The organism is Streptomyces halobius, assembly GCF_023277745.1.
Classification (GTDB): Bacteria; Actinomycetota; Actinomycetes; order Streptomycetales; family Streptomycetaceae; genus Streptomyces; species Streptomyces halobius.
The window spans coordinates 8,466,286-8,490,520 of the sequence record NZ_CP086322.1 but is presented as its reverse complement, the minus strand read 5'-3'; the positions used below and the strand labels follow the sequence as shown (position 1 = coordinate 8,490,520).

The following is a 24,235-nucleotide window of genomic DNA, read 5'->3' as shown; positions in this document are numbered from 1 at the left end:
GTTCGTTGAGCAAGGGGATCCGAGCTTTCCCTATGGACACGCAGCCCCCTTTCAGAGGAAACCGCGGTGATCACGATAGCCCGTCCGCTGTGCGGACCGCTGAATCGGGCAGCTACGCTCACGTACCGTATGCGGCCGTACGTCCTCCGTACCAGCCGTTGAATCTCCGCTGCCGGACTGTTGTCGCGGAGGGATAATGGGCATTCCGTGATGACAGAGCACTCCGCCGGAGGAGCCTGACCGGCACGGCGGTGCCCGGCCTAGTAGGGGCGTATAACCCTGGAGGGCAGAAATGGTCATGGAACACGGTACGGAGAAGATCGGCCCCGCCCGGGACGACCTGCTGAAGAAGCAGATTCAGAGGGAATTGGCAGGAAACCGCTCGGTGCGGGCGGAGGAAGAGCGGGATCTTCAACCGGCAGGCGGAGAACCGCTGGTGGCACCGGCCAATCCCGACACGGTGTTCACGGGCGCCCCGCCGCGCGGCATGACCGCCCAGGATGTCGGTGTGCGTTCCGAGCTCGCTCAGCACCTCGGCCGCAGCGTTTACCCCGCAGGCAAGAGCACCATCATCGCGACGCTCCGGCGCAATAACGCACCGGACGAATTGGTCGCACTGGCCGAGCGGCTCCCCCAGGACGAGCGGTTCGGCAACATACAGAGCATTGCCCAGTCCCTCGGGCTCGGCACCGAAGAGCACCGCGGCTGACGACTCCGGGCACCTGGCGGACGGGCTGCCGGGCGAGCGGCCGCCACCCATGCGGCCGAAGCCGCGGCCCGCCCGTTCGGGCCTGTCCATTCCCGGATGCGACAGCACGTCCGCCTCCGCCGCGTAACAGGAGAAAGGACGCTCTCCGTCGAGTGCATCGGTCTCAGGATTACCGCGCCGTGGGCAAGTGGACGAGAATGTTGAGCAGGTGAAGGACGCGAAAGCCTTCAGCGTTCCACACGGACTCGGCAGCCCAGTCTGAGCCCACGATCGCATCCGCAGAAGGAGAGCGGCCATGTCCGACGACGCGATGGGCGATGAGGTATACCAGCCGTCCAGATCCGATCCGCAGGACTACCCCGACGACCTGGATATGGAAAACGCCCTCGATGAGCCGGGGCTCGATCAGATGCTGGACCAAGGCTACTCACCACCAGAGAGACCCTTCGTGGTGAATCACCCGGGCACCACCGCGCGGGAGCAGCACGACGGCGAAACCCTCGAACAGCGGCTGGCCAAAGAGCTGCCGGAGATCGTCGTCCCCGACGGCGACGACATCGGCGACCAGCCCGGCGGCGAGGGCGAGCCGCTCGACGAGGAGGTCGGTGACCGCCGCGCGGGCCGGATTGTGGGCTCGGACCAGGGCTTCCCGCTGGGCAGCAGCAATGACGTCGTCGCGCGCGACGTGGGAATCGACGGCGGGGCCGCGTCAGCGGAAGAGGCCGCGGTCCACATCACTCCCGAACCCGGCGACTGACGCGCCCGCCGACAGCGGCCGAAGGCGGGCTCCCGCTCGGGCTCCGGCTCTACAGCACGTCGGGTGAAGTCGAGACCGTGAAGAGCCCCCCGTCCGGGTCGCGGATGACGGCCTGGCACCCCGTGCTCACCGTGGTCGGCGTCACGGGGGTGACAGTGCCGCCCGCCGCCACGGCGGCCGCGGTGACCTTCTCGATGTCCTCGACGGGGAAGTAGACATGCCAGCGGGGCCGGATATGCGGGTCGGGGGCGGCTTCGACGCCCCCGCCACGCAGCGCGGCCACGGTCTGGTCACCGTCGCGCACCATCACCTCGTCGTGCTCGTACGTGACATCGCACGAGCCCGGCTCCTTGGACGCCCAGCCCAACACCTCCGCGTAGAAGATGGCGGCGTCGAAGGCGTCGCGGGTGCGCAGTTCCAGGCAGGAGGGCGCGCTGCCGTTCCCGACGGCCCATGACAGGGTCTGGCCCTGCCACAGCCCGAAGACCGCGCCGTCCCGGTCGGCGGCTATGGCGGCGCGTCCGTCGCCCACCGCCAGGGGGCCGACGGCGACGGTGGCGCCGCGCTCCAGGATTCGGGCCGCGGTCTCATCCGCGCTGTCCACGGCGAAGTACGGCATCCAGGCCACCGCGACCTGCCAACTCGGCAACAGCGCCCCGATGCCGGCGACCGGCTGCCGGTCGGCCAGCGCGATGGAGAACTCCACCCCCAGCCCACCGGGCCGGAAGCGCCAGCCGAGGACCGCCGCATAGAAATCCTGCGCGGCCGGCAGATCGTGCGTCATCAAGGTCACCCAGCACGGCACACCCCGTGCCGCAGCGGTGGGGCCGGTGGCCGACATGGCAATCCGCCTCCTGTGCTCGGCACCCCGTCTTCACTCTGCCAGCGACCGCCCGTCCCCGCATGGGCCGAACGGCGGACGGGCGACCCGGCGAACAGCCGCCCAGGGCAGCGCAACGGCGCCCAGGAAAGCACGGTGGCACGCAACGCAGCGCAACGGCGCCCAGGAGAGCACGATGGCACGCGGGGCGGCGCATCGGCGCCGTCAGGAAGCGCAGCTCCGCCGTAAGAGAGCCGCAAATACCTGCCCCGCACGCCGTACCTCCCACCCCATCAGCCCATAGATTTCCCCTCAGCGCGACGCCTCACCGTCGCGCCCCGAGCAGTCCTGCCGGCGCCGGGGCCCAGGCGCCGGCAGGACCGCGCTCCGCCGTCGCACCGGCCACCGACGCGCGTCGGCCGACCAGGCACCGGCACACCACGCCCAGCCCCACCCTCCGGCCGACGAGGGCCCACCCCGTCGCGGCGGCCCTCCTATCAGGGCGTCATCAAGAACCCGCCGTATCCCTTGAGGCCCTGTACGCAAGCGAGTTGGATAAATGCTGTGAACAGCGCATGGCTCCTGCTCGACCGGCCGCCCCATACGAGCCGCCGCGTCGTGAGCCGCGCTGCCGGGTGAAGCGGGCGTTCCTTCGCCCCTCCCCTCCCTCCCCTGTCTGTCCCGCACGTGTGCCCGCCCTGTACCGCCCTCGTGGCGTACGGGCCGCGCCGCGTGCTCGTATTCCGGAAGAGCCATGTCCCACACCGACCCGTCCGTCACCCCCGCCACCACGTCCGCGGCGTCCACCGCCGATCGCGCCTCCCGTACCGTCCTGGTCACCGGTGCCACCTCCGGCATCGGGTACGAGACCGCACGGCAGCTCGCCGAGCGGGGCGCGACCGTCCTCGTGCACGGCCGCACCGCCGAGGAGGCGCAGGCCACCACCGACCGGCTCGTCGCCAGGGCGGGCCTCGACGGCGCCCGTCTGCGCCCGTTCGCCGCGGACTTCGCCTCCCTGGAGGAGGTCACGGCGCTGGCCCACCGGGTCGTCCAGGAGCACCCGCACCTGGACGTCCTGGTGAACAACGCAGCGGTGGCGGCGCCCGAACGGCACACCGTCACCGCGGACGGCAACGAGATCGCCTTCCAGGTGAACTTCCTCGCGCACTACCTGCTGACCTGTCTGCTGGAGCCGGCGCTCACCAGCGAACCCGGCGGCCGCGTCGTCAACGTCTCGTCCTCGCTGCACCGCACCGCCTCCATCCAGTGGAGCGACCCCAACCGGGCCCGCCGCTACTCCCGGCTCGCCGCGTACGCCCAATCGCAGCTGGCGCTGACGGTCTTCGCCGCCGATCCGCGGGTAACCGCCGTCTCCGTCCACCCGGGCGTCTGTGAGACCGGCCTGCTGTCGCTGTACGGGCTCAAGGGAGCCTCGGCGGCCGAGGGCGCCGAGCATGTGGTGCGGCTGTGCGACCCGGCCACCGAGATCGTCAACGGCGCCTACTACGACCGCGATCAGCGTGTCGATCCGGCCCGGTCGGCCACCGACGAGCGCACCCTCAAGCGCCTCAACAAGCTGGCCGGGCAGCTGGTCGGACAGCGCTGACCGGTCACCGGTGATCGTCTGCCACTGATCACCGGAACGGCCCGGGGCCCGGTCGGCACCCGGCCGGACCCTGGGCATCACGGGCTCCGATCATGAGGGGCTCCGATCATGACGGGCTCCACGAATGACGGACGACGCCGGGCGGGGTCGGTGCCGCGGCCAGGGCCGAAGGGCCTTCCGGTAGACCACTCGTAGACCACCGGTAGGCCACGTCGACCATGCGGCTCCCTCCGGTCCCGCCGGATGCCCGATGGGGCCGAGTGGCTCATGCCGCGACCGGCCCGGATCCGATCACCCTTGAAGGGAGGAGACCGCGCCGGTCAGGGAGGAGACCGTCCCGTCGGGGAGGAGACCGTCCCGGCCGCGGCCGGCGGGAGAAATGGAGCGAGGCCATGAGCGAGGCTGTCAGCCAGGCGGCGCACGACGTCGTCACCGTCGGTCTGGACGGTTCCCCCGAGTCGCGGTCCGCGGTCCTGTGGGCGGCGCACGAAGCCGGGCTGCGGCAGGCCCGGCTGCGGCTGCTGCATGCCTGGGTGATGCTCGCGCCGGAGGATCCGCACCGTCCGGACGAGCAGGACCAGAACTACTGGCCCCACCGGATCATGGACCAGGCCCGTGAGACGGTCCGGGCCCGGCATCCGGACCTGCCGGTGGACGAGGCGCTGGTGGCGCAGGACCCGCTGGACGCGCTGACGGACGCCGCCGGGGAGTCGGACCTGCTGGTCCTCGGCACCCGGGAGCTGGGCACCATGGCGGGCTATGTCGTCGGTGAGCTCGCGCTCCAGATCGTGACCCGCTCCGGCGTCCCCACGGTCCTGGTACGGGACCAGCACGCTCCCCTGCCGGTGGAGAAGGACCGCGATGTGGTGGTCGGGCTGGGCCTGAAGGACCCCTGCGAGGCGCTGCTGGAGTTCGCCTTCGAAACCGCCGCGCGGCGGGGCGACCCCCTGCGCGCCGTGCACGGCAGGCACCTTCCGGCGCATGCGTACAACCGGGGCGGCGGTGTGGAGCCGTATGTCGCGGAGATCTCGGCGAAGGACGCCCGGCAGGAGCTCATGGAAGCGCTGCAACCATGGCGGGAGCGGTTCCCCTGGGTGACCGTCGACGAGCGTGTGGTGCTGGAGAGCCCGGCGCATGGGCTGCTCACTGGTGCCGAGGGCGGTGGGCTGCTCGCCGTGGGCCGCCGGCACCGGCTGCATGTGCTGGCGCCACGGATCGGGCATGTGGTCCAGGCGGCCGTCCATCATGCTCCGTGTCCGGTGGCGGTGGTGCCGCACGAGTGAACGTGCCGGCCGGGCCGGTCGGCGGCGGCCCGTTCGGCAGTGACCCGGTCGGCGGCACTCCCCAGGACCGGACGTGTGCACGATAGGAAGGGATGTGTGCCCGATGACCAGCCACGAGACCGGCTCCGGGCCCGCGTCCGCGCCGGACTACGGCGACCTGGGGCGCCGGACCGCGATGCGCCGCGCGCAGCTGGGGCTGTCCCGTACGGAGGTGGCGGCGCGGGCCGGGGCCGCGACGGGCTATCTCCAGTACGTGGAAGAGCACTCCGCCACGCCCAGCATCGGCTTTCTGCTGCGTCTCGCCGACGCCCTGGACACCACCGTGGCCGAGCTGATCGGCGGGACGGCGGAGCTGCCGCCGGGCTTCGACCGGGCGGGCAGCCATCCCGAGATGCGGGAGCTCGGCACCGCGGAATGCCGGGAACGGCTCTCCTCGCACGGCGTGGGGCGGGTGGCGGTGACGGTGGACGGCGTGCCGGCCGTCTTCCCCGTGAACTACACCGTCGTCGGTGATCTGGTCGGCTACCGGGCCTTCCCCGGGTCCGGGCCGGCCGCGGCCGCCGGGCACGAGGCCGCGCTGGAGGTCGACCACATCGACGACGCGTTCCGGCAGGGCTGGAGCGTGCTGGTCATGGGGCCCGCCCATGTGGTCACCGATCTCGACGAATCGCTCACGCTGGAGGAACACGCGTTCACGGCGCCCTGGGCGGGCAGCGGGCGCCAGGAGTGGATCGTCATCCGCCCGACGCAGATCACCGGGCGCCGGATCGAGGTCCCGGGGTGAGCCTGCCGCGGCACCGGGACCTTTGGCCCCTGCCCGTCGGCGCCGGTGGCGTCGGACAGTGGTAGCTACGAGGCCGACCGCACGGTGCGCCCGCGCGCGTATGCGTACCCAGGCGCGGACCTCCGTCGGAGAGGTGGCGCGTCCGGCGGACGGAGCGGAGGCCGAGGACGGAGCGGAGGCCGATCATGGCTAGGACACTGGAATGGACCGTCCATGTGTACCTCTTCGAGGAGGACGGGACGACCAAGGCACGGGCGGTACTGGATACCGGGACCTCGACGATGACCGGACTCGGCACCGCCAGGTGCAATCCCGAGGACGTGGACATCCCGGCGATCGGGGACGAGCTGGCGACCGCCCGCGCGATGCATCACATCGGCGCACAGCTGATGCGGGCGGCCGACCACGACATGCAGGAGGTCGGCGCGCTGCCGCCCGGCCAGCCGCACCGGGAGGCGTACGGCTGGACGAACGCGATGGCCTGAGCCACCTGAGCCGGGGCGGCGATCCGGCGGTCGTCGCCACGTCGGCCGTCAGGGTTCCGCCGCCCGGCCCGTTCCGGGAGGCCGGGGCGGGCCCGACAGTGGCGGGGCGGGCTGGTCCCCGAGCACGCACCAGGACAGGGGCACCAGCAGTTCCCCGACCCGCCGGGAGACGTCCATGAGCAGATCGTCCAGAGTGACGGCGCCGACGATCCGGGTGCCGTCCAGGACGGGCAGCCGGCGGACGCCGGACCGGCTCATGGCGCGGTAGGCGGTGTCCACGTCGTCATCGGCACGGACGGTGACGACCGGCGCCGTCATGACCTCGGTGACCGGGGCATCCGCGGCCAGGCCGACGGCGAGGCCCCGTACGGCCAGATCCCGGTCGGTGACCACCCCTTCAAGGGTCTCCCCGGCGACGACCACGACACAGCCGACGGTGTGCTGCCCCATCCGCCGCGCGGCCTCCCGCAGGGTGGCGTCGGTGGCCACGGTCACGACCGGTGTACGCATCACCTCGCGGATCTTCATGGGCCACCTCGCTCGTCCGGTGCGATTTCACCCGACCGTCCCGGTCATCCCGGCTGCGGCACGACGGCCACCGGGCACTCGGCGTGGTGCAGCGCGGCATGGCCCACCCGGCCGAGCTGGAGGCCCAGATGGCCGTGGCGGCGCTGCGCTCCGACGACGAGCAGATCCGCGGCGGCGCTGCGCCACACCAGCGCCTTGTGCGGCGGGCCCTCCACGGTCGCACGGCGCACATACACCGTCGGGTGGTCGCCGGTAGCCCCGTCGAGGGCCTTGTCCAGGAGGGCCGAGGCCCGCTCCTCGTGGTAGCGCTCCGGGCCCCCGGCGAGCAGCGGATGGTCGGCGGTCTCGTGTGCGGGGCAGCGCCAGGCGCGTACGGCGTCGAGGACGCAGCCGCGGGCCTCGGCCTCCCGGAAGGCGAACACAACCGACTGGGTCCCCTTGGCCGGATCCCCGACGCCGAGCAGGACCCGCTCGTGGGAACGCGCCAGGGCGGCCCGGTCGCCGCGCACCACGATCACCGGGCAGGTGGCGCGGGCCGCCACCGCGAGACTGACCGAGCCGAGCAGCAGGTCGGCGAATTCGCCGCGGCCCTTGGATCCCAGGATCAGCGCCGAGGCGTAGCGGCCCTCGCGCAGCAGCGCGGTCACCGCGTCCTCGGCCAGGACCTGCACCGAGACATGGAGGTCCGGGTTGCGCTCATGGGCGCGTTGGGCGGCGGATCCGACGATGTTGTCCGCGAGCAGTTGCTCGCTGGGACGGCTCGGGCTCTCGGTCGGCAGCACGCCCTCGTAGCGTTCCCACCGGGAGGCGTACACCAGGCGCAGCGGGAGTCCGTGCAGGGCGGCCTCGTCCAGCGCCCAGTCCAGTGCCCGGTCGGCGGAGCCCGATCCGTCCACGCCGACGACCAGGGGCAGTTCCATCGTCTCCACCGCCTTCTCGCTCGCTGCCGCCTCTCGGGGCCGGGAGCCGCGGCCTCACACCCAGGTCGGCATGCGGTGCCCGGTGGGCGGGCCGTACAGATCGAGCAGCCGCATCCGGGTGGACTGGAGCCGGTGCGCGACCACTTCGAGGACCTGGTGGGTCACCGCCATTCCGAGGGCGGGGTCCGCCTCGCAGAGCGCGCGGACCGCGATCGCGTCGAACTCGTGGGCCCGCACCGGGCTGGTCGCCTCCGCGCCCAGGCGCCAGGTGTACGGCGGTACCAGCCATGACCACCCCAGCAGGTCACCGTGTCCCAGCATCGCGACGGTCGCCGGGGGCTCGCCGCGCATCTGGACGTCGAGATTGACCGAGCCGGTATGGACGATCCAGAAGCGATCGGCGATACCGCCCTCCTCGAAGATCCGGGCGCCCTCGGGGAAGGACACATCGCGGGCGCACTCCATCAGGCGTTCCCGCCCGCCCGGTGGCAGCACGTGGAGCAGTGCGGTGGTGGTCATCACAATCCTCCCGATGTCCGCCGACGGGAGCCGGCAACGGGCGGGCGCCGGCTCGGCTACCGTCGGTGGACACCAGCGTGCGCGTACGGCGTACCGCGCGGGCAGGGGCTGACCGGCACGGACCGGGGCCCGAAGGTCCCTGCGGACCGGCTGTCCGGCCTGTATTCGGCAAAGTCTCCCAAGATGCCGCAAAGCCGACGGCCACTACCGTGGACATAGGGCCACGCCACAGCGCGCGGGCCACGGCGGAGGCATGTGGTGGGTGACGACGGAACCGGCCGGCGAGAGGACGCCCGGCGGCGGCTGGATGCCCTGCCGGAGGACCTTCACGAGCGCCTCGAAAACGTCGAGCTGGGCTCCGGCGCGACGGTCCATCTGCTGCTCGAAGCCGTGCTGTCGGTGGGCAGAGAGCTGGATCTGCCGCAGGTGCTGCGCCGGATCGTCGAGGCGGCGGTGGTGGTCGTGGACGCCGAGTACGGGGCGCTGGGCGTGGTCGGCGAGGGGACCCGGCTCACCCAGTTCCTGCCCGTCGGGGTCACCCAGGAGCAGCAGGACGCGATCGGTCATCTGCCGGAAGGGCACGGCATCCTGGGCGAGCTGATCCGTCATCCCAGGCCGCTGCGGCTGCCCGAGCTGTCCGAGCACCCGTCGTCGTACGGCTTCCCGCCGCACCACCCGCCGATGCACTCGTTCCTCGGGGTGCCGATCAGGGTGCGCGACGAGGTGTTCGGCAATCTCTATCTGACCGAGAAGCGGGGCGGCGGCGAGTTCGACGCCGAGGACGAGACGGTGCTGTCGACGCTCGCGGTGGCGGCGGGGGTGGCCATCGAGAACGCCCGGCTCTACGAAGAGGCCCGGTACCGCCAGCTGTGGCTGGAGGCCAACGGCGAGATCGTCGCCGGGCTGCTCCCCGGGGCCGACGAAATGCAGGTCCTGGACATGATCGTCAACCATGCGCTGCGCATCCTGGCCGCCGATCTCGGCGTGCTGGCGCTGCCCGACGAGGGCGACACGGTACGGGTGGCGCTGGCCTCCGGTGTCGACGCCGGGGCGCACCGCGGTCTGGTCCTGCCCCACGAGGGCTCGTTCATCGGCGCCGCCCTCGACGCGAGGAAGCCACTGATCAGCCTGGACGTCGAGAACGAGCCCCGGTTCACGGCGGGGCCGCGCTGGGCGGGCCTGGGGCCCGCGGTCGCCGTCCCGATGATCACCGGCGAGCGGGTCCGCGGGGTGCTGCTGCTGGCCCGCCTCCAGGGACGCGACCCGTTCACCGAGCCGGAGACCGCGCCGCTGCTGACCTTCGCGGGCCAAGCCGCGCTCGCGATGGAGCTGGCCGAACAGCGCCGCACCGCGGAGCAGCTCGCCCTGCTGGAGGACCGTGACCGTATCGCCCGCGATCTGCACGATCTGGCCATCCAGCGGCTGTTCGCCACCGGGATGACGCTGCAGAGCGCGGTGCGCTTCGTGGACCACCCGGAGGCCAGCGAGCGGCTGCTCCGCGCGGTGGACGACCTCGACGAGACCATCAAGATCATCCGGTCGACCATCTTCGGTCTCCGTGCCCGCGAAACGAGCCGGGCCGCCCACGGGCTGCGGGTGCGGACCGTCACGGCGGTGGAGCAGGCGGCCCGCCCACTGGGCTTCACCCCCTCGCTGCACATGGAAGGGCTGATCGACACCGATGTGCCGGCGGAGATCGCGGAGCATGTGCTGGCGGTGCTCGCCGAAGGACTGAGCAATGCCGCCCGGCACGCGCACGCCACCGCGGTGGACATCTCGCTGGTCGCGCGCGGCGGCACACTGCGGCTGAGCGTCACCGACAACGGCGTGGGCATGCCGACCGACGGCGGCCGCCGCAGCGGTCTGGCGAACCTGGCCAAACGTGCCGAGAGCGTGGGGGGTGAGATGACCATCGAGGCACCGGCGAAGGGCGGTACCCGCCTGGTGTGGTGCGTGCCCCTTCCGTCGGCCTGATCGTCCCATTCGCCCGGCTGCGGATCGCCCCGTCCGTCTGACTACGGTCCGGCGCCGACCGGGGCATCACCTCGTCGCGCGGGCCCCCACCCCATCGCGTCGACTGCCCGTCCGTCGCGCCGGCCTCACGTGCGACGCGGTCCGTGGCCGGCGTGCGGCGGGGCGGTCTGGGTCGCGAGCACGGCCGCCTGAATACGGCGCTCGACGCCCAGCTTGGCCAGCAGCCGAGAGATGTGGTTCTTGACCGTCTTCTCGGACAGATAGAGCCGGGCACCGATTTGACGGTTCGTCAGTCCTTCGCCGATCAGGCCGAGGATCTCCCGCTCCCGGGGTGACAGCCCGGACAGCGCGTCCGCCTCGGGCTCCGCCTCGGAGTCCTCGCCCCGCAGGCTGTTCATCAGCCGCGCGGTGGTCGCCGGATCGAGCATCGAGCGGCCGGACGCGACCGTACGCACCGCGGCGACCAGGTCCGAGCCCTTTATCTCCTTGAGGACATAGCCGGCCGCACCGGACATGATCGCGTCGAGCAGCGCATCGTCGTCGTCGAACGAGGTGAGCATCAGACAGGCCAGCCCGGGCATCCGCGACCGCAGCTCACGGCAGACGCTGATGCCGTCCCCGTCCGGCAGCCGCACATCGAGGACGGCGACATGCGGGCGCAGCGCCGGGCCCCGGGCCAGCGCGTGATCGGCCGTACCGGCGTCGCCGACCACCTCGATATCGGGCTCCGCGTCGAGCAGGTCCTGCACACCGCGCCGGACCACCTCGTGATCGTCGAGCAGGAACACCCGGATCGGGTTCTCTGGCGAGAATTCACCGGCCTCGCTCATGGTGCTCTCCAACCTTTCCGTCCCGTGCACCGGGCGTTCGTCCCGTGCACCGGGCGATTCCATCCTGGCCGAGGCCCCAGGGGCACGCCAGGGCCGAACGGGTACCTGGGGCCCTGCCCGCAGGCGCGCCCACCGGCCTGCGGGCAGGGCCGTTCGGCCCCTCTTGCCGGACCGTTCGGGCGTGCGACCGTCGGGGCACGGGTGAAAGAGGTTGCGCCATGGCTCTCAAGGTGATCCTGCCGCGCTGGCGGCGCGGCCCGCTCAGACGCGGTACGGACGTGACGGAAGCCTGGCTGGTGCTGGTCACCGGCGTGCTGATCGCGGTGGCGGCGCCGGTCGCCGGCGTCTCGGCCGCGAACACGGTGAGTGACGCCACGGAGCGGCAGCTCCAGGGCCGGCACAGCGTGTCGGCCGTACTGACGGAGGACCCACCGGCCCGGATCGGAGTCGACTCCTCGGGCGGCTCCGGAGGCCGGGTGCACGCGTGGGTGCGGTGGACGGCGGCCGACGGTTCGACTCGTACGGGCGAGACGGTGGTGGCACCGCACCTGAAGGCCGGCGACCGGACCACGGCCTGGCTCAACGGGCACGGTGTGCTGCTGCGTGATCCCGTCAGCCCCTCCGCGGCGAAGGCCGAGAGCATCGCCGGCGGCACCGTGGCCGCCAGCGGCACCACCCTGCTGCTGCTCATCGGAGCCCGGACCGGCACCGCCCTGCTCAACCACCGCCGTGCCGTGCAGTGGGAGCGGGAGTGGGCGGAGATAGACCCTGAGCGGGGCCGCCGTCGCGATGCGTGACGCTGCGCTGGGCTTGGGCCGACATGGTGCTCGCCGTTACTCAGCGTCCCGCCGTAGCGCCTGCGGTGAGCCGTTGCCGCTGCGCGGGGCTGTCGGGTGCGGTGCCGGACCTCCGGACTCCGTCCTGCGGTCCGGCCCCTCCCGAGGAGTGTGGGAGAAAACCAGTGGGGTACATGTAGTCGGTCACGTGCACCCAGTAGCAGCGATCAGAGGCGGCTGACACTCGACGCGCGCTGCCACCGGCCTGACGTCCTGACATGCCCGAGACCAGGCACCCGCCTTGCCACCCCGAACGGCGCCGCACCCGCCGACGCACAAGCACACCCCCTCAGCCCAGGCGGTCTTTGCCCACCCCCAACGGGAGGTGACGGCCCGCAGGACGGAGTCCGGAGGGCCGTCACCGCATCCGACAGCCCCGTGCAGCGGCAAACAGCCCACCGCAGGTGCAACGGCGGACAGCCAAAACGTCGGCGCAGGCAAAGCGCAGCGGAGAGCCAAAACGTCGGCTCAGGCCAGCCGCAGGCGACCCCCACGGCGGGACGGCCGAAAACGGCGAGCAACCCAGGGTCGTGATGCGATGGAATTGCCCACCCTCACGAAGGGACCCGTGATCATGACCGCCGCGCCACGCCTGGCCGCCTGCCTGCGCTCCGTGCGGGCCGTGGTCTTCGACACGGACGGAGTCATCACCGACTCCGCCCGGGTGCACGCCGCGGCCTGGAAGGGCGCCTTCGACCCCTGTCTGGCGGCCGCGGGCGACCGGCGGCCGTTCGACCCGGCGGACGACTACCGCCTCTATGTCGACGGCCGGTCCCGGCTGGACGGAGCGGCCGCGTTCCTGGCCTCGCGGGGGCTGGATCTGCCGCTCGGCGACCCCGGGGACGCGCCGGGTTGCGCCACGGTGTGGGCGGTCGCGGCCCGCAAGGATGAGCTGTTCACCGCACGTCTGCGTACCCACGGCATCGCCACCTGGCCCGGCACCGTGCGCCTGCTCCGGGCCCTGCGGGACGCGCGGATGCCGTGCGCCGCCGTCTCGGCGTCCCGGCACGCGGCCGAGCTGCTGTCCGTCGCGGGCGTACGCGACCTCTTCCAGGCCGTGCTGGACGGCAACGAGGCACGCCGACTCGGTCTGCCGGGCAAACCGGACCCGGCGCTCTTCGTGACGGCGGCCCGGCGCCTCGGCGTCCCGATAGCGGACACCGCCGTGGTGGAGGACGCGCTGCCCGGTGTCGAGGCCGGCCGGCGCGGCGGCTTCGGACTCGTGGTGGGCGTGGACCGCACGGCCGGGCCGGGCGCCGCCGCGCTGCGCCGGCGCGGCGCCGATGTGGTCGTCACCGATCCCGGCGAGCTGCTGGCCCCCGAGGAGGGCTGACGATGGTGGCCTGGACCTGGTCGTACGAGGGCTACGCCCCGGAGGCGGAACGGCTCCGCGAGGCGCTGTGCGCGCTGGGCAACGGCTACTTCGTCACCCGCGGTGCCGCCACGGAGGCGTCTCCCGGCCCCGCGCACTACCCGGGCACCTACGTGGCGGGCTGCTACAACCGCCTGGTGTCCACCGTGGCGGGCCGCCGGATCGACAACGAGGAACTGGTCAATCTGCCCAACTGGCTGCCCCTGCGCTATCGGATGCGGCCCGTCGACGCGGCCCCCGGGCCCTGGCTCTCCCCCGACCACCCGCAGCTGGCCGAGCACCGGCAGACGCTGGATCTGCGGCACGGCACGCTGACCCGCTGGTCGGTATACGAGGACGGGGAGGGGCGGCGGCTGAGCGTGGAACAGTGCCGTCTGGTGCATATGGGCGACCCCCATCTGGCGGCGCTGCGCACCTCGTTCACGGCGGCCGGATGGGCGGGCGAGGTGGAGGTGGTGACCGGGATCGACGGCGATGTCCGCAACGCCGGTGTGGCCCGCTACCGGGATCTGGAGAACCGGCATCTGACCGACTGGTACACCGGCTCCGAACTGGACGACACGTTGTGGCTGCGCTGCCGCACCAACGACTCGGACATCCGTGTCGCGCTGGCCGCACGGACCCGTACGGACTGTGGCGTGACGGCCCCCGGCGCCGGGGCTCCCCGTGCCGACCTCACCCCGCAGCGGGCCTTCCACACCCTCACGCTGCCCGTCGAACCCGGCTCCACCGTCGTCGTCGACAAGACCGTGGCGCTCTACACCTCCCGCGACCAGGCGATCGGCAACCCCCTCGACGCGGCCGTCGACGCCGTCCGCCGGGCCCCGGATCATCCCCGGCTGCTGGCCTCCCACCACCGCGCGTGGAAGCACCTGTGGCACCAGGCGAAACTGGACGTCCCCGGCGAGTCCGGCCTGTTCCTTCGGCTGCACATCTTCCATGTGCTGCAGACCCTGTCTCCGCACACCGCCGAACTGGACGTCGGCGTACCGGCGCGCGGCCTGCACGGCGAGGCGTATCGCGGCCATGTCTTCTGGGACGAGCTGTTCGTCCTGCCGTTCCTGAATCTGCACTTCCCGGAAGTCTCCCGGGCGCTGCTCGGCTACCGCTACCGGCGGCTGCCGAGCGCCTGCCGGGCGGCGTCCGAAGCGGGCCGGGCGGGGGCGATGTACCCGTGGCAGAGCGCCGGTGACGGCCGTGAGGAAACCCAGCAGTTCCACCTCAACCCGCGCTCCGGGCGCTGGCTGCCCGATCACTCCCGGCTCCAGCACCACGTCGGCTCCGCGGTGGCGTACAACGTGTGGCAGTACTGCCAGGCCAGCGGTGACACCACGTTCCTGCACACGAAGGGCGCGGAGATGCTGCTGCAGATCGCCCGCTTCTGGGCGGCGGGCGCGACCTGGGACACGGATCTCGGCCGGTACCGCATCCGTGGGGTTGTCGGCCCCGACGAGTACCACGACGCCTATCCGGGGGCCAAGGAACCGGGGCTGGACGACAACGCCTATACGAATGTCACGGCCGCATGGGTGCTGATGCGGGCCCTCGACCTGTGCCGCATCCTCCCCGAGGCGCGCCGGCAGCAGCTGTTCGAACGGATCCAGCTCGCCCCGGACGAGCCGGAGCGCTGGGGCGAGATCGCACACCGACTCCATGTGCCGTACCACCAGGGCATCATCAGCCAGTTCGCGGGCTATGCGGACCTGGCCGAACTCGACTGGGAGGAGTACCGCACACGGTACGGCGACATCCGGCGACTGGACCGGATCCTGGAGGCGGAGGGCGACACCGTCAACCGCTATCAGGCGTCCAAGCAGGCCGATGTGCTGATGCTGGGCTATCTGTTCCCGCCGGCCGAGCTCGCCGCCGTGTTCCGGCAACTGGGGTACGCCGTCGACGACGACGTCTGGCGCGCCACCGTGGACTACTACCTCCACCGCACCAGTCACGGCTCGACGCTCAGCGCGCTCGTCCACGCGTGGGTGCTGGCCCGTGCACGGCGCGCGGACGCGTGGGAGTACTGCGAGGAGGCACTGACCGGCGACGCGGCGGACGTCCAGGGCGGCACCACCGCGGAGGGCATCCACCTGGGCGCGATGGCCGGCACCCTGGACCTCGTCCAGCGCGGCCTGACCGGCCTGGAGGCCCACGAACACACACTGTGGCTCGATCCGGCGCCACTCCCCCAGCTCTCGAAGTTCCGGGTACGCCTGCGATACGGCCCGCACTGGGATGTCGATCTCCGCATCCGCGCACGGCGGGTACGCATCGCGGTGCCGGAATCGGACACCACCGCGGTACGGGTGAGGCTTCGCGGGCGGTCGTACTCGGTCGCGCCGGGGACTACGCGGTGGCTCGACCTGACGTGACGCGGGGCTCGCTGCGCGTGTGGCGGGCCGTCGGGTGAGGTGTCCCGGGGGCCGGTCGGTGCGGATGGGGCCGGGCGGCCGTGGCGGGACAGACGTGGGCCCGGGGTTGTGTCGACAAATCCCCGGGCCCACAAGGGGGGTGACAGTGCAAAAAGCTCAGAGGCGGTCCAGGAGCCTCCCGAGCCCCAGGAGGCTGCGGTCCTCCGGCATCTGCGTGTCGGCCGGCACCCGCGCGCGGTCCCGGCTGTAGTCGCGGAAGGGAGACACGTCACTGTGCCGACCCTGGCCACCGTCATAGCCGCCACGACCGTGGCCGCCGTCATCGCCGTACCCACCGCCGTGGCCGCCGCCGTAGCCGCCATGGCCGCCGCCGTCACCGCCGTGACCGCCGCCGTGGCCGCCGTCACCGCCGTGGCCGCCACCATCGCCGTACTTACCGCCATGACCGTCGCCGCCGTGGCCACCACCATCGCCGTACTTACCGCCATGACCGTCGCCGCCGTGGCCACCACCATTGCCGTACTTACCGCCATGACCGTCGCCGCCGTGGCCGCCGCCATGGCCCTTGCCGTGGTCGTCGTCGCGCTTACGGTCGCGGTAAGAGCCGTAGCCACTGTCACGCTCGCGGTCACGGCCGTAGCCATAGTCACGGCCGTTGTCACGGTCGCGACGGTCGTACTCACGACGGTTGTCGCGATCACGGCCGTTGTCACGCTCACGGCCGTACCCGCGGCCGTAGCCATCATCATCACGGCCGCTGGTGCAGGGATGGTAGTCGGCACGGCGCGGGCCGTCGTGACCCGCGAGGCAACGGCCCGTCAAGTGCGAGTCGGATGTGACGGTCTGGGTGCTGCCGGGAACGGCGATCGCAGCCCCTGTCATCGGCACCGCGACAACGGCCGCGGTCAGCCCGGCCAGTGCGAGCGCACGAGGAATTGAACGGATCATTCTTCCACCTTCACTCAGCTCGAAGCAGAAAAATGGACATTCTCTGCAAAAGCGACGATAAGTTAGTTTGCCGCCCCCGGCAGGCGACCCACCGTGGAGTCACTGGAACGCAGCAGCTCCCTTCAACCCGGCATCGCACGCCCTTCTTACGCCCCCTCCTCGGTCCCCAGCTCCGCCAGCCGACGCGCCAACTCGGCCTGCTCGACGGCGCTCTCGGTCAGCGCGAGCGCCCGCTCGTACGCCCGCCGCGCGGCCGCACGGTCGCCGGCCCGTCTCAGCAGGTCGGCGTGGGCCGCGTAAAGGGGCTGACAGTGGGTCAGGCGAGGATCGTCGAGCAGGGGGGTCAGCAGTGCGAGGCCGGCCCGTGGTCCGCGGGCCCCGGCGACCGCCACCGCGCGGTGGACCTCGACCACCGGTGAGGGCGTCAGCCGGCCGAGCGCCCCGTACAGTTCGGCGATCGTCTCCCAGTCCGTCTCCGCCGCGCTCGGCGCCTCGACGTGCAGCGCCGCGATCGCGGCCCGCAGCTGGTACGGGCCGGCGCGGCGGAGCGCGAGCGCCTCGGCGAGCACCTCCTGGCCCTCCGCGATCCGCGCCGCGTCCCAGCGCGCGCGGTCCTCTGCGTCCATCGGCACATACCGGCCCTGCGGATCGACCCGGGCGGCACGCCGCGCGTCGTGGAGCAGTATCAGCGCGAGCAGCCCGCGCACCTCGGCGTCGTGCGGCATCAGCTCGCACAGCAGCCGCCCCAGCCGGATCGCCTCCTCGCACAACTCACCACGGACCAGACGCTCCCCCTCACCGTCCTCGGCTGCCCCATAGCCCTTGTTGAAGATCAGGTGGACGGTGGACAGCACCCCGTTCAGACGCTCGGGGAGCGCGTCGTCGCCGGGGACGCGGTACGGGATCCGGGCGTCGGCGATCTTGCGTGTGGCGCGCACCAGTCGCCGCGCCATCGTCGTTTCGCCGACGACGAACGCGCGGGCGACCTCCGCGGTGCTGAGGCCGCCGAGCGTCTTGAGCGTCAGCGCGACCCGGGCGGGCGGCGCGAGCGCGGGATGACAGCAGGTGAAGATCAGCCGCAGCCGGTCGTCGGTGACGGCGCCGGTCTCCAGTGGGTGCTCCTGCGGGTACTCCGGTGCGTCGAGCCCGGCGAGTTCCGCCAGCCGCGCGATCCGGTCGGTCACGGCACGCTCGCGCCGTAGCCGGTCGATCGCCTTGCGGCGGGCGGTCACCATGAGCCAGGTGCCGGGGCGGTCGGGGATCCCGTCGTCGGGCCAGGTCGCGAGCGCGGCCGCGAAGGCGTCCTGGACGGCGTCTTCGGCGAGCTGGAAGTCGCCGAGGTGCCGGATCAGCGTCGCGAGGACGGCGGCCCGCTCCTCGCGGAAGGTGCGCTCGACGGTGGCGGCCGGGTCCGGGCCCGGCCACCGCTCGTTGTCGCGCGGGCTCACGCGCCCCAGACGGGCCGCACTTCAACGGGCCCGTAGCGGCTGTTCGGCATCTCCGCGGCCCACTTCAGCGCCTCGTCCAGGTCCTCGACCTCGATCAGGAAGAACCCGGCGAGATACTCCTCGGTCTCCGCGAACGGCCCGTCGGTGAGCTGCGTCCCGTCGTCGCCGACCCGCACGGTCGTCGCCACATCGGGCCTGGCCAGCCCCGCGTTGGCGACGAGCACCCCGGCGTCCTTGATGGCCTGGTGGTAGGCGCCCCAGCGGGCGCCCACCTCCTCGGGAGCGGGCTCGCCGCCCGCCGGCAGATAGGTCAGCATCACGTACTTGGGCATTGCGCCTCCTCGGCAGGGATCCGCCGCGCGTTCCGCGGCTCTTGCCGCTCTTCTCGCGGCCTCGTCCACGACGACGCCGCAGGTCTGCCGATTCGACACCCCGCGGAATACTTCTCGACGGGCGACAGGCCGAGGGGTCGCCGGTGCCACCCGATCGCAGATGCGGCATATCCGTACTGCTACCGCGCATCCGGACGGCTCCGCGATCCGGACGGCTGCCGCCTTTCCCGTACTGCTACCGCGGGTCCCGTACTGCTGCCGCGTATTCGTACGGCGCGCGCCCCACCGGCCGACCCTCGCGTCCGGCCCGCAGGGCGGGGTGCGACGATGGGCGCGTCATGGATGCGGGGGACGTACTCAGAGGACTGCGCGCGGCGGTGTTCGCGGCGGTCTGTGTGCTGCTCACCGCACTGGGGCACACGCTGATGTCGGATACGCCCCTGCCCGGGTGGATGCTGCTCGTCGCGGGGCTGGGAACCACGGCCGTCGCCTGGTGCTTCGCCGGGCGGGAACGCGGGCCGATGCTGGTGGGGTTGCTGACCGTCGGCACCCAGGCGGCGCTGCACAGCGCCTTCTCGTTCGGCCAGGCGGTCACCGACTCCGGTGGTGGGCGACTGTCGCTCATGCGGGAGTGGGCGAATACGTGGCTGTGCGGGGCGGAGGGCATGCCGTCCGCGCGGCTGGAGCAGTTCCAGCAGGTGCATCAGACCCAGCAGATCCATCAGGTGCAGCAGCTGGGGCCGATGGATCAGATGCCGGGCATGTCGCATGCGATGCACGGCAGTGGCAGCGGGAGCGGCATGCTCGCCGCGCACCTGCTGGTCGCGCTGTTGAGCGCGTGGTGGCTGTGGGGCGGGGAACGGGCGGCCTTCAGGCTCGTACGGACCGTGTCGGCGCGGTTGTTCGCGCCGCTGGTGCTGATCCTGCGGATCGTTCTGCCCGAGGCGCCGCCCGCCGTACGCGCCTCCCGGAAGGAGCCGCGGCATGCGGCGCGGACGCTCCTGCTGGCCCATGCCATCTCGTTGCGGGGTCCGCCGCGTGGGCCGGCTGTCGTCTGACAGCACGGCCGAATTCCCGGTTCCCGGGCCGGCCTGGCGCCGATGTCATGCGCCGGCTCTCCCGGGGGCCGACATCACCGGTCCCGCGGCTCGCGGTGACCGGATCACGCGAAGGACTCCAGATGATCTTTCCAGTCCGGATGCCGGCGGCAGCGCTGCCCGGATCCGCACTTCCTTCTCCGGGCGCGTCCCTGCCTCTGTCGCTGGGCGCGTCGGTACTTCCTTCTCCGGTCGCGTCGTTGCCTCTGTCACCGGGCGCGTGTCCCCGCCGATGCGTCGGCCGCGGCCGCCTGCCGCAGACGGGCGAGCAGTGTCTCAGCGGACGCCGTCTCGGCGTCCGTGTGCGCCAGGTGGGCCTCGGTGTCCGCCGTCAGTTGTCGCGCCCGCGCGTCCCATCGGCGGCAGTCGGCGCAGCCCACCAGATGGTCGTCGAGCCGGCGAATGGTGATACCGGGCGGCATTCGCTCGCCGTCCTGGCGGGCGGAGAGGGCCGTGCGGATGCGCGAGCAGAGCATGCGCCCATCCTCCCCGAAGCGCGGACGTGCGGCGAGGGGCGGTCGCGGTATGCGTGACGACGAAGCGGTGACGGGGTGGGCGCTGGCCGCCCGTACCGGTGACGAGCGGGCCGTGGAACAGTTCGTCAGGGCCACTCAGCTCGATGTACGGCGCTATGTCACGCATCTGAGCGGTGATCCGCAGGCGGCCGACGACCTGCTGCAGGACACCTATGTACGGGCGTTGCGCAGCCTGCCGAGGTTCGAGGGGCGGTCATCGGCGCGGACCTGGCTGCTGACCATCGCCCGGCGGGTGGTGGCGGACCGGATCCGCTCCCATGCGGTCCGGCCCCGGCTGGCCGCGACCGACGACTGGCAGACGGCGGCGGAGCGGGTGCAGCCGCGTGGTCTGCCCGGGTTCGACGAGGGTGTCGCGCTGGCGGAGCTGCTGTCGGCACTGGTGCCGGGGCGGCGGGAGGCGTTTGTGCTGACCCAGCTGCTGGGGCTGCCCTACGCGGAGGCCGCCGGGGTGATGGGCTGCCCGGTGGGAACCGTACGATCCCGGGTGGCACGGGCGCGGGAGACGCTTATCGCACGGCTGACGGAAGCGGAGGGGGAAGCCTCGGAGGTGGAAGCCGCGCAGGTGGAACCCGGGAAAGCGGAGGACGCGCGGGGCGCTCTGGCGGGGGCGGTGGCCTGAGGGGGGCCGAGCCCGAGGGCCGCTCCTGAGGGGAAGCTCCGGGATCACGGGGCTCGTGGACGGGCGACGGCCGGTCCACGGGCCCCGTGCCGGGCCCTGGGACGTGTCCGATGGGTCAGGGCCGGAACGGTCCGAATCGGAATGGCCCGAGTCGGAATGGCCCGAGCCCCGGACCACCGGCCTCTGGGTCACCGACCTGGGTGTACAGCCCTCGCCCGGACGGTCAGCGATGGGCTGTCGCGGAAGTGCAGCGTGAAGGAGAGCCGGTCCCCCGGTGCCAGCCGCGGGGGCGGGCTGATCATGGCGTCCAGGGTGGTCGCCGTCATCCGCAGCACGCCGCCCGCCGGGACGGTGGCGGCGCGGACCATCTCCATGCTCCGGGCGTTGTGCCCGATGTCGACCATGCGACTGAGCATGATGCGGTGGCCCGCCGGACCGGTGACGCCGGTCAGTTGGTCGTCCGCCGTACCGGTGTTGCGGACGGTGAAGAACGCCGCGGTGGCCTCCGGGGCGGAGGGGATCAGCACCCGGCCCTCGGCAGCGCTGAGACGCGCGGGCGTCCCCGCGTTGCCGGTGGCGGTCCAGGCGGTGAGCATGCCTAGCGTTGCCAGGCATACGAGCAGTGGTACGGCGAGCGCCGCCCTACGCGGCCGGTTCATGCTCGTATTCATACCGTCTCCCAAGTGCCCTGACCCCGGGCGCTGTTCCTGCCTGCGTTGCTCGTGCCTGTAGGGCCGGCGCCCGCGTTGTTGGTACCTGCGTTGCTCGTGCCTGCCTTGTTGGTGCGACGGGCCGGCTGTGACGCCCGCGTCGGCTGCCAGGCCCGTAGCCGGAGGCTGTTGCCCACGACGAGCAGGGAGCTGGCGGACATGGCGGCGGCCGCGAGCATCGGGTTGAGCAGGCCGACGGCGGCCAGCGGCACGGTGACCAGGTTGTAGCCGAAGGCCCAGATCAGGTTGGCGCGGATGGCGCCCAGCGTGCGGCGGGCCAGGCGTACGGCGTCGGCGATGGCCTGGAGGTCCTCACGGACGAGGGTGATATCGGCAGCACCGATCGCGGCGTCGGTGCCGCTGCCCATGGCGATACCGAGGTCGGCGAGCGCGAGGGCCGCGGCGTCGTTGACGCCGTCACCCACGACGGCGACCCGGCCGCCCTGCTCCCGCAAGGTGCCGACCAGCGCCGCCTTGTCCTGGGGGCGGGCCTCGGCATGGATCTCGGTGATGGCGAGATGCCCGGCCACGGCGCGGGCGGTGGCCTCCCGGTCCCCGGTGGCCAGGACCGGTCGCAGCCCCAGGCGGCGCAGATGGTCGACGGCACGGTAGCTGTCGGGGCGGAGCGGATCGCCGACGGCGACCACCGCTTCCGGGGCCCCGTCGACGGTGACCAGGACCGCGGTGTGGCCCGCGGCCTCCGCCGTATGTACCGCATCCGGCAGCGGAGCGGGCAGGCCGTCGACGCCCCCGGGCCGAGCGAGCGTCACCTCATGGCCGTCCACCGTGCCGCGTACGCCGTACCCGGGCGTGGCGGTGAAGTCGCTTACGGGAGGGAGGGGTTGACCGGGGTGGAGCTGCTGGGCACGGTCGATGACGGCGCGGGCGAGCGGGTGCTCGGAGCCCTGCTCGACGGCGGCGGCCGACCGGAGGATGTCGGCGGGATCGAGGCCGTCCGTACGAGAAGTGAGTGCGGTGACGCTCATCCGGCCCGCAGTGAGGGTGCCGGTCTTGTCCAGGACGACGGTGTCGATACGGCGCAGCTGCTCCAGCGCCTGCGGGCCGCTGACCAGGATCCCGAGCTGGGCGCCGCGCCCGGTGGCGGCCAGCAGCGCGGTCGGGGTGGCGAGTCCCAGCGCGCAGGGGCAGGCGACGACGAGGACGGCCACCGCGGCGGTGACGGCTGTCTGTGCATCCGCCCCGGCGCCGAGCCAGAACCCCAGGACGGTGACGGACACGGTCAGCACGGCGGGGACGAAGACGCCCGCCACCGCGTCGGCGAGTCGCTGCGCCTTCGTCTTGCCGGTCTGGGCGTCCTCGACGAGCCGGGTGATCCGGGCGAGTTGGGTGTCCGCGCCCACGGCACCGGCCCGGACCTCCAGCAGTCCACCGGAGTTGACCGCGCCGCCGACCACCTCCGAGCCCGGCCCGGCCTCGACCGGACGGCTCTCGCCGGTGATCAGGGAGAGGTCCAGGGCGGCACGGCCCTCGGTCACGGTGCCGTCGGTGGCGACGCGCTCCCCGGGCCGTACGAGGAAGCGATCGCCGACGCGGAGGTGATCCACCGGGATGCGCCGTTCCACACCGTCCACCCGTACGGTGACGTCCTTGGCGGCGAGCTCGGCCAGCGCGCGCAGCGCGGAACCCGTGCCGCGCCGCGCCCTGGCTTCCATCCGACGGCCGGCCAGCACGAACAGCGGAACGCCGACGGCGGCTTCCAGATAGAGGTGGGCGGCCCCGTCGCCGGCGGCGGGCACCAGGCTGAAGGGCATGGTCATACCGGGCTCACCGGCTCCGCCGAGGAACAGCGCGTACGCGGACCAGGAGAACGACGCGGCGACGCCGAGGGAGACGAGAGTGTCCATGGTCGCGGCGCCGTGCCGCAGGCCGCGCAGCGCGCGGGCGTGGAAAGGGGCCGCGCCCCATACGGCGACGGGCGCGGCAAGCACGAAGCAGAGCCACTGCCAGTCGCGGAACTGCCAGGCGGGGACCATGGAGAGGACCAGGACCGGGAGGGCCAGCAGGGCAGTGACCAGCAGCCGGCGGCGCTCGGCGCGGGGGGGGCGGGGTCGGGGCCGGGGGAGCTCTTGGTGTCGGGGGCGCTCTCGGTTGCGGTGTTGGTGGTGTGGTGAGTGGTGGTGGCGTAGTCGTCCCGGACTGCCTGGGGTGGCTGGGTAGCGGAACCCTCCACCCCTTCCCATCCCCTTGCGGGTTCCTTCGGTCGGGCGGTGAATCCGGCGGCCTCGACAGTCGCGATCAACTCGCCGACGGGCACCGCCTCGGGGTGGCTGACGCGGGCCCGGCCGGTGGCCAGATTCACCGTGGCCGATACGCCGTCGAGGCGGCCGAGCTTCTTCTCGACCCGGCCCACGCAGGCGGCGCAGGTCATTCCGCCGACGGTCAGGGTGGTGGTGAGGGTGGGCGCCGCCGGTGCGGGGGTGGTGTCGGCGCCGCACGGCTGCGTGGTCATCGCGTCCCACCCATCCCGTGCATCCCGCCCATGTCGCCGTCACCCATGGGCTCGGAGTCCGCGGTACGGACGCCATCGGCGGGACGCAGGCCCGGAGCGACCGGTCCGGCGACCGTACCGACCGCGTACGACAGCGCGAACAGCGCCACGAGCAGGACGGCGAAGCCGAGGACCGGCCGTGCGGGCAGCGGCCGTCGGACGGCCTGGGGAAGAACGGGCCGACTGCGGTCGGCCGGGAAAGGGGACATCTCCGCTCCAGAGCTCCGGATTTCGGAAGGTCGGG

The 24,235-nt window shown here is 72.5% G+C and carries 23 protein-coding genes and 1 pseudogene; 13 read left to right on the top strand and 11 right to left on the bottom strand.

Features of this window, described 5'->3' with window-relative positions; all coding sequences use genetic code 11:
* The first annotated feature begins 298 nt into the window (after positions 1-298).
* Both K9S39_RS38515 and K9S39_RS38510 read left to right on the top strand, forming a co-directional pair.
* Positions 299-709, top strand: coding sequence for a DUF2795 domain-containing protein (locus tag K9S39_RS38515; RefSeq protein WP_248867930.1), 411 nt, complete (start codon positions 299-301; stop codon positions 707-709).
* A 295-nt stretch (positions 710-1,004) separates the two neighbouring features.
* Positions 1,005-1,466, top strand: a complete 462-nt coding sequence (locus K9S39_RS38510; RefSeq protein WP_248867929.1) for a DUF5709 domain-containing protein — start codon at positions 1,005-1,007, stop codon at positions 1,464-1,466.
* A gap of 49 nt (positions 1,467-1,515) precedes the next feature.
* Here K9S39_RS38510 and K9S39_RS38505 read toward each other — a convergent pair whose 3' ends face one another.
* Complete coding sequence (locus K9S39_RS38505; protein ID WP_248867928.1) at positions 1,516-2,307, bottom strand: VOC family protein; 792 nt, start codon at positions 2,305-2,307, stop codon at positions 1,516-1,518.
* A 733-nt stretch (positions 2,308-3,040) separates the two neighbouring features.
* Here K9S39_RS38505 and K9S39_RS38500 point away from each other — a divergent pair.
* The 4 genes from K9S39_RS38500 to K9S39_RS38485 all read left to right on the top strand — a co-directional run bounded on the left by K9S39_RS38500 (position 3,041) and on the right by K9S39_RS38485 (position 6,444).
* Entirely contained in the window at positions 3,041-3,892 is an 852-nt protein-coding gene (locus K9S39_RS38500) for an SDR family NAD(P)-dependent oxidoreductase (RefSeq protein WP_248867927.1), read from the top strand.
* A gap of 392 nt (positions 3,893-4,284) precedes the next feature.
* Complete coding sequence (locus K9S39_RS38495) at positions 4,285-5,175, top strand: universal stress protein (RefSeq protein WP_248867926.1); 891 nt, start codon at positions 4,285-4,287, stop codon at positions 5,173-5,175.
* A gap of 103 nt (positions 5,176-5,278) precedes the next feature.
* A complete protein-coding gene (locus K9S39_RS38490; RefSeq protein WP_248867925.1) occupies positions 5,279-5,959 on the top strand; it encodes a helix-turn-helix domain-containing protein in 681 nt (226 codons plus the stop codon).
* Positions 5,960-6,144: 185 nt separating this feature from the next.
* Positions 6,145-6,444 carry a DUF1876 domain-containing protein gene (locus K9S39_RS38485; protein WP_248867924.1) on the top strand — a complete coding sequence of 100 codons (300 nt, stop codon included), beginning with the start codon at positions 6,145-6,147 and terminating at the stop codon, positions 6,442-6,444.
* 48 nt (positions 6,445-6,492) lie between these two features.
* Here K9S39_RS38485 and K9S39_RS38480 read toward each other — a convergent pair whose 3' ends face one another.
* The 3 genes from K9S39_RS38480 to K9S39_RS38470 are packed head-to-tail and all read right to left on the bottom strand — an operon-like array spanning position 6,493 to position 8,411.
* Positions 6,493-6,972, bottom strand: a complete 480-nt coding sequence (locus K9S39_RS38480) for a CBS domain-containing protein (protein WP_248867923.1) — start codon at positions 6,970-6,972, stop codon at positions 6,493-6,495.
* A 44-nt stretch (positions 6,973-7,016) separates the two neighbouring features.
* Positions 7,017-7,892 carry a universal stress protein gene (locus K9S39_RS38475; protein ID WP_248867922.1) on the bottom strand — a complete coding sequence of 292 codons (876 nt, stop codon included), beginning with the start codon at positions 7,890-7,892 and terminating at the stop codon, positions 7,017-7,019.
* Between the two features lie 54 nt (positions 7,893-7,946).
* Positions 7,947-8,411, bottom strand: a complete 465-nt coding sequence (locus tag K9S39_RS38470) for a cyclic nucleotide-binding domain-containing protein (RefSeq protein WP_248867921.1) — start codon at positions 8,409-8,411, stop codon at positions 7,947-7,949.
* 255 nt (positions 8,412-8,666) lie between these two features.
* Between K9S39_RS38470 and K9S39_RS38465 the strand changes: the two genes are divergently transcribed.
* The gene (locus K9S39_RS38465; RefSeq protein WP_406708090.1) at positions 8,667-10,385 is read left to right on the top strand and encodes a sensor histidine kinase; all 1,719 of its coding nucleotides are present in this window, start codon (positions 8,667-8,669) and stop codon (positions 10,383-10,385) included.
* 125 nt (positions 10,386-10,510) lie between these two features.
* On the opposite strand, the gene K9S39_RS38460 is transcribed toward K9S39_RS38465, so the two are convergent.
* Positions 10,511-11,215 carry a response regulator gene (locus K9S39_RS38460; protein WP_248867919.1) on the bottom strand — a complete coding sequence of 235 codons (705 nt, stop codon included), beginning with the start codon at positions 11,213-11,215 and terminating at the stop codon, positions 10,511-10,513.
* 218 nt (positions 11,216-11,433) lie between these two features.
* Between K9S39_RS38460 and K9S39_RS38455 the strand changes: the two genes are divergently transcribed.
* From K9S39_RS38455 to K9S39_RS38440, 4 genes are all read left to right on the top strand, one after another.
* A complete protein-coding gene (locus tag K9S39_RS38455) occupies positions 11,434-12,012 on the top strand; it encodes an Rv1733c family protein (RefSeq protein ID WP_248867918.1) in 579 nt (192 codons plus the stop codon).
* A 613-nt stretch (positions 12,013-12,625) separates the two neighbouring features.
* Positions 12,626-13,384 carry an HAD family hydrolase gene (locus tag K9S39_RS38450; protein WP_248867917.1) on the top strand — a complete coding sequence of 253 codons (759 nt, stop codon included), beginning with the start codon at positions 12,626-12,628 and terminating at the stop codon, positions 13,382-13,384.
* A 2-nt stretch (positions 13,385-13,386) separates the two neighbouring features.
* Positions 13,387-15,792, top strand: coding sequence for a glycoside hydrolase family 65 protein (locus tag K9S39_RS38445; RefSeq protein WP_248867916.1), 2,406 nt, complete (start codon positions 13,387-13,389; stop codon positions 15,790-15,792).
* 273 nt (positions 15,793-16,065) lie between these two features.
* Complete coding sequence (locus K9S39_RS38440; RefSeq protein WP_248867915.1) at positions 16,066-16,731, top strand: hypothetical protein; 666 nt, start codon at positions 16,066-16,068, stop codon at positions 16,729-16,731.
* Positions 16,732-16,886: 155 nt separating this feature from the next.
* Here K9S39_RS38440 and K9S39_RS38435 read toward each other — a convergent pair whose 3' ends face one another.
* Together K9S39_RS38435 and K9S39_RS38430 are read right to left on the bottom strand one after the other, a co-directional pair.
* A complete protein-coding gene (locus K9S39_RS38435; RefSeq protein ID WP_248867914.1) occupies positions 16,887-18,188 on the bottom strand; it encodes an RNA polymerase sigma factor in 1,302 nt (433 codons plus the stop codon).
* Positions 18,185-18,520, bottom strand: coding sequence for a YciI family protein (locus K9S39_RS38430; RefSeq protein WP_248867913.1), 336 nt, complete (start codon positions 18,518-18,520; stop codon positions 18,185-18,187). Before K9S39_RS38430 ends, K9S39_RS38435 begins: the two co-directional genes overlap by 4 nt.
* 338 nt (positions 18,521-18,858) lie before the next feature.
* On the opposite strand from K9S39_RS38430, the gene K9S39_RS38425 reads away from it, so the two are divergent.
* Entirely contained in the window at positions 18,859-19,578 is a 720-nt protein-coding gene (locus K9S39_RS38425) for a PE-PGRS family protein (RefSeq protein WP_248867912.1), read from the top strand.
* Positions 19,579-19,826: 248 nt separating this feature from the next.
* On the opposite strand, the gene K9S39_RS38420 is transcribed toward K9S39_RS38425, so the two are convergent.
* Entirely contained in the window at positions 19,827-20,093 is a 267-nt protein-coding gene (locus K9S39_RS38420; RefSeq protein WP_248867911.1) for a zf-HC2 domain-containing protein, read from the bottom strand.
* Between the two features lie 49 nt (positions 20,094-20,142).
* Between K9S39_RS38420 and K9S39_RS38415 the strand changes: the two genes are divergently transcribed.
* Positions 20,143-20,772, top strand: a complete 630-nt coding sequence (locus K9S39_RS38415; RefSeq protein ID WP_248867910.1) for a sigma-70 family RNA polymerase sigma factor — start codon at positions 20,143-20,145, stop codon at positions 20,770-20,772.
* Between the two features lie 188 nt (positions 20,773-20,960).
* Here K9S39_RS38415 and K9S39_RS38410 read toward each other — a convergent pair whose 3' ends face one another.
* The 3 genes and pseudogenes from K9S39_RS38410 to K9S39_RS38400 all read right to left on the bottom strand — a co-directional run bounded on the left by K9S39_RS38410 (position 20,961) and on the right by K9S39_RS38400 (position 24,200).
* Positions 20,961-21,431, bottom strand: a complete 471-nt coding sequence (locus K9S39_RS38410) for a copper chaperone PCu(A)C (RefSeq protein WP_248867909.1) — start codon at positions 21,429-21,431, stop codon at positions 20,961-20,963.
* Between the two features lie 8 nt (positions 21,432-21,439).
* Positions 21,440-23,952, bottom strand: a pseudogene (locus tag K9S39_RS38405) (heavy metal translocating P-type ATPase).
* Positions 23,949-24,200: a hypothetical protein gene (locus K9S39_RS38400; protein ID WP_248867908.1), complete on the bottom strand. Its 252-nt coding sequence runs from the start codon at positions 24,198-24,200 to the stop codon at positions 23,949-23,951. The pseudogene K9S39_RS38405 and the gene K9S39_RS38400 overlap by 4 nt, the downstream one beginning before the upstream one ends.
* Positions 24,201-24,235: the final 35 nt, after the last annotated feature.

What these genes read in the sequence shown, in the direction of transcription:
- K9S39_RS38515 (WP_248867930.1), top strand. Translation starts at nt 299, where the DNA reads ATGGAACACGGTACGGAGAAGATCGGCCCCGCCCGGGACGACCTGCTG.
- K9S39_RS38510 (WP_248867929.1), top strand. Translation starts at nt 1,005, where the DNA reads ATGTCCGACGACGCGATGGGCGATGAGGTATACCAGCCGTCCAGATCC.
- K9S39_RS38505 (WP_248867928.1), bottom strand. Translation starts at nt 2,307, where the DNA reads ATGTCGGCCACCGGCCCCACCGCTGCGGCACGGGGTGTGCCGTGCTGG.
- K9S39_RS38500 (WP_248867927.1), top strand. Translation starts at nt 3,041, where the DNA reads ATGTCCCACACCGACCCGTCCGTCACCCCCGCCACCACGTCCGCGGCG.
- K9S39_RS38495 (WP_248867926.1), top strand. Translation starts at nt 4,285, where the DNA reads ATGAGCGAGGCTGTCAGCCAGGCGGCGCACGACGTCGTCACCGTCGGT.
- K9S39_RS38490 (WP_248867925.1), top strand. Translation starts at nt 5,279, where the DNA reads ATGACCAGCCACGAGACCGGCTCCGGGCCCGCGTCCGCGCCGGACTAC.
- K9S39_RS38485 (WP_248867924.1), top strand. Translation starts at nt 6,145, where the DNA reads ATGGCTAGGACACTGGAATGGACCGTCCATGTGTACCTCTTCGAGGAG.
- K9S39_RS38480 (WP_248867923.1), bottom strand. Translation starts at nt 6,972, where the DNA reads ATGAAGATCCGCGAGGTGATGCGTACACCGGTCGTGACCGTGGCCACC.
- K9S39_RS38475 (WP_248867922.1), bottom strand. Translation starts at nt 7,892, where the DNA reads ATGGAACTGCCCCTGGTCGTCGGCGTGGACGGATCGGGCTCCGCCGAC.
- K9S39_RS38470 (WP_248867921.1), bottom strand. Translation starts at nt 8,411, where the DNA reads ATGACCACCACCGCACTGCTCCACGTGCTGCCACCGGGCGGGCGGGAA.
- K9S39_RS38460 (WP_248867919.1), bottom strand. Translation starts at nt 11,215, where the DNA reads ATGAGCGAGGCCGGTGAATTCTCGCCAGAGAACCCGATCCGGGTGTTC.
- K9S39_RS38455 (WP_248867918.1), top strand. Translation starts at nt 11,434, where the DNA reads ATGGCTCTCAAGGTGATCCTGCCGCGCTGGCGGCGCGGCCCGCTCAGA.
- K9S39_RS38450 (WP_248867917.1), top strand. Translation starts at nt 12,626, where the DNA reads ATGACCGCCGCGCCACGCCTGGCCGCCTGCCTGCGCTCCGTGCGGGCC.
- K9S39_RS38445 (WP_248867916.1), top strand. Translation starts at nt 13,387, where the DNA reads ATGGTGGCCTGGACCTGGTCGTACGAGGGCTACGCCCCGGAGGCGGAA.
- K9S39_RS38430 (WP_248867913.1), bottom strand. Translation starts at nt 18,520, where the DNA reads ATGCCCAAGTACGTGATGCTGACCTATCTGCCGGCGGGCGGCGAGCCC.
- K9S39_RS38425 (WP_248867912.1), top strand. Translation starts at nt 18,859, where the DNA reads ATGGATGCGGGGGACGTACTCAGAGGACTGCGCGCGGCGGTGTTCGCG.
- K9S39_RS38420 (WP_248867911.1), bottom strand. Translation starts at nt 20,093, where the DNA reads ATGCTCTGCTCGCGCATCCGCACGGCCCTCTCCGCCCGCCAGGACGGC.
- K9S39_RS38415 (WP_248867910.1), top strand. Translation starts at nt 20,143, where the DNA reads ATGCGTGACGACGAAGCGGTGACGGGGTGGGCGCTGGCCGCCCGTACC.
- K9S39_RS38410 (WP_248867909.1), bottom strand. Translation starts at nt 21,431, where the DNA reads ATGAACCGGCCGCGTAGGGCGGCGCTCGCCGTACCACTGCTCGTATGC.
- K9S39_RS38400 (WP_248867908.1), bottom strand. Translation starts at nt 24,200, where the DNA reads ATGTCCCCTTTCCCGGCCGACCGCAGTCGGCCCGTTCTTCCCCAGGCC.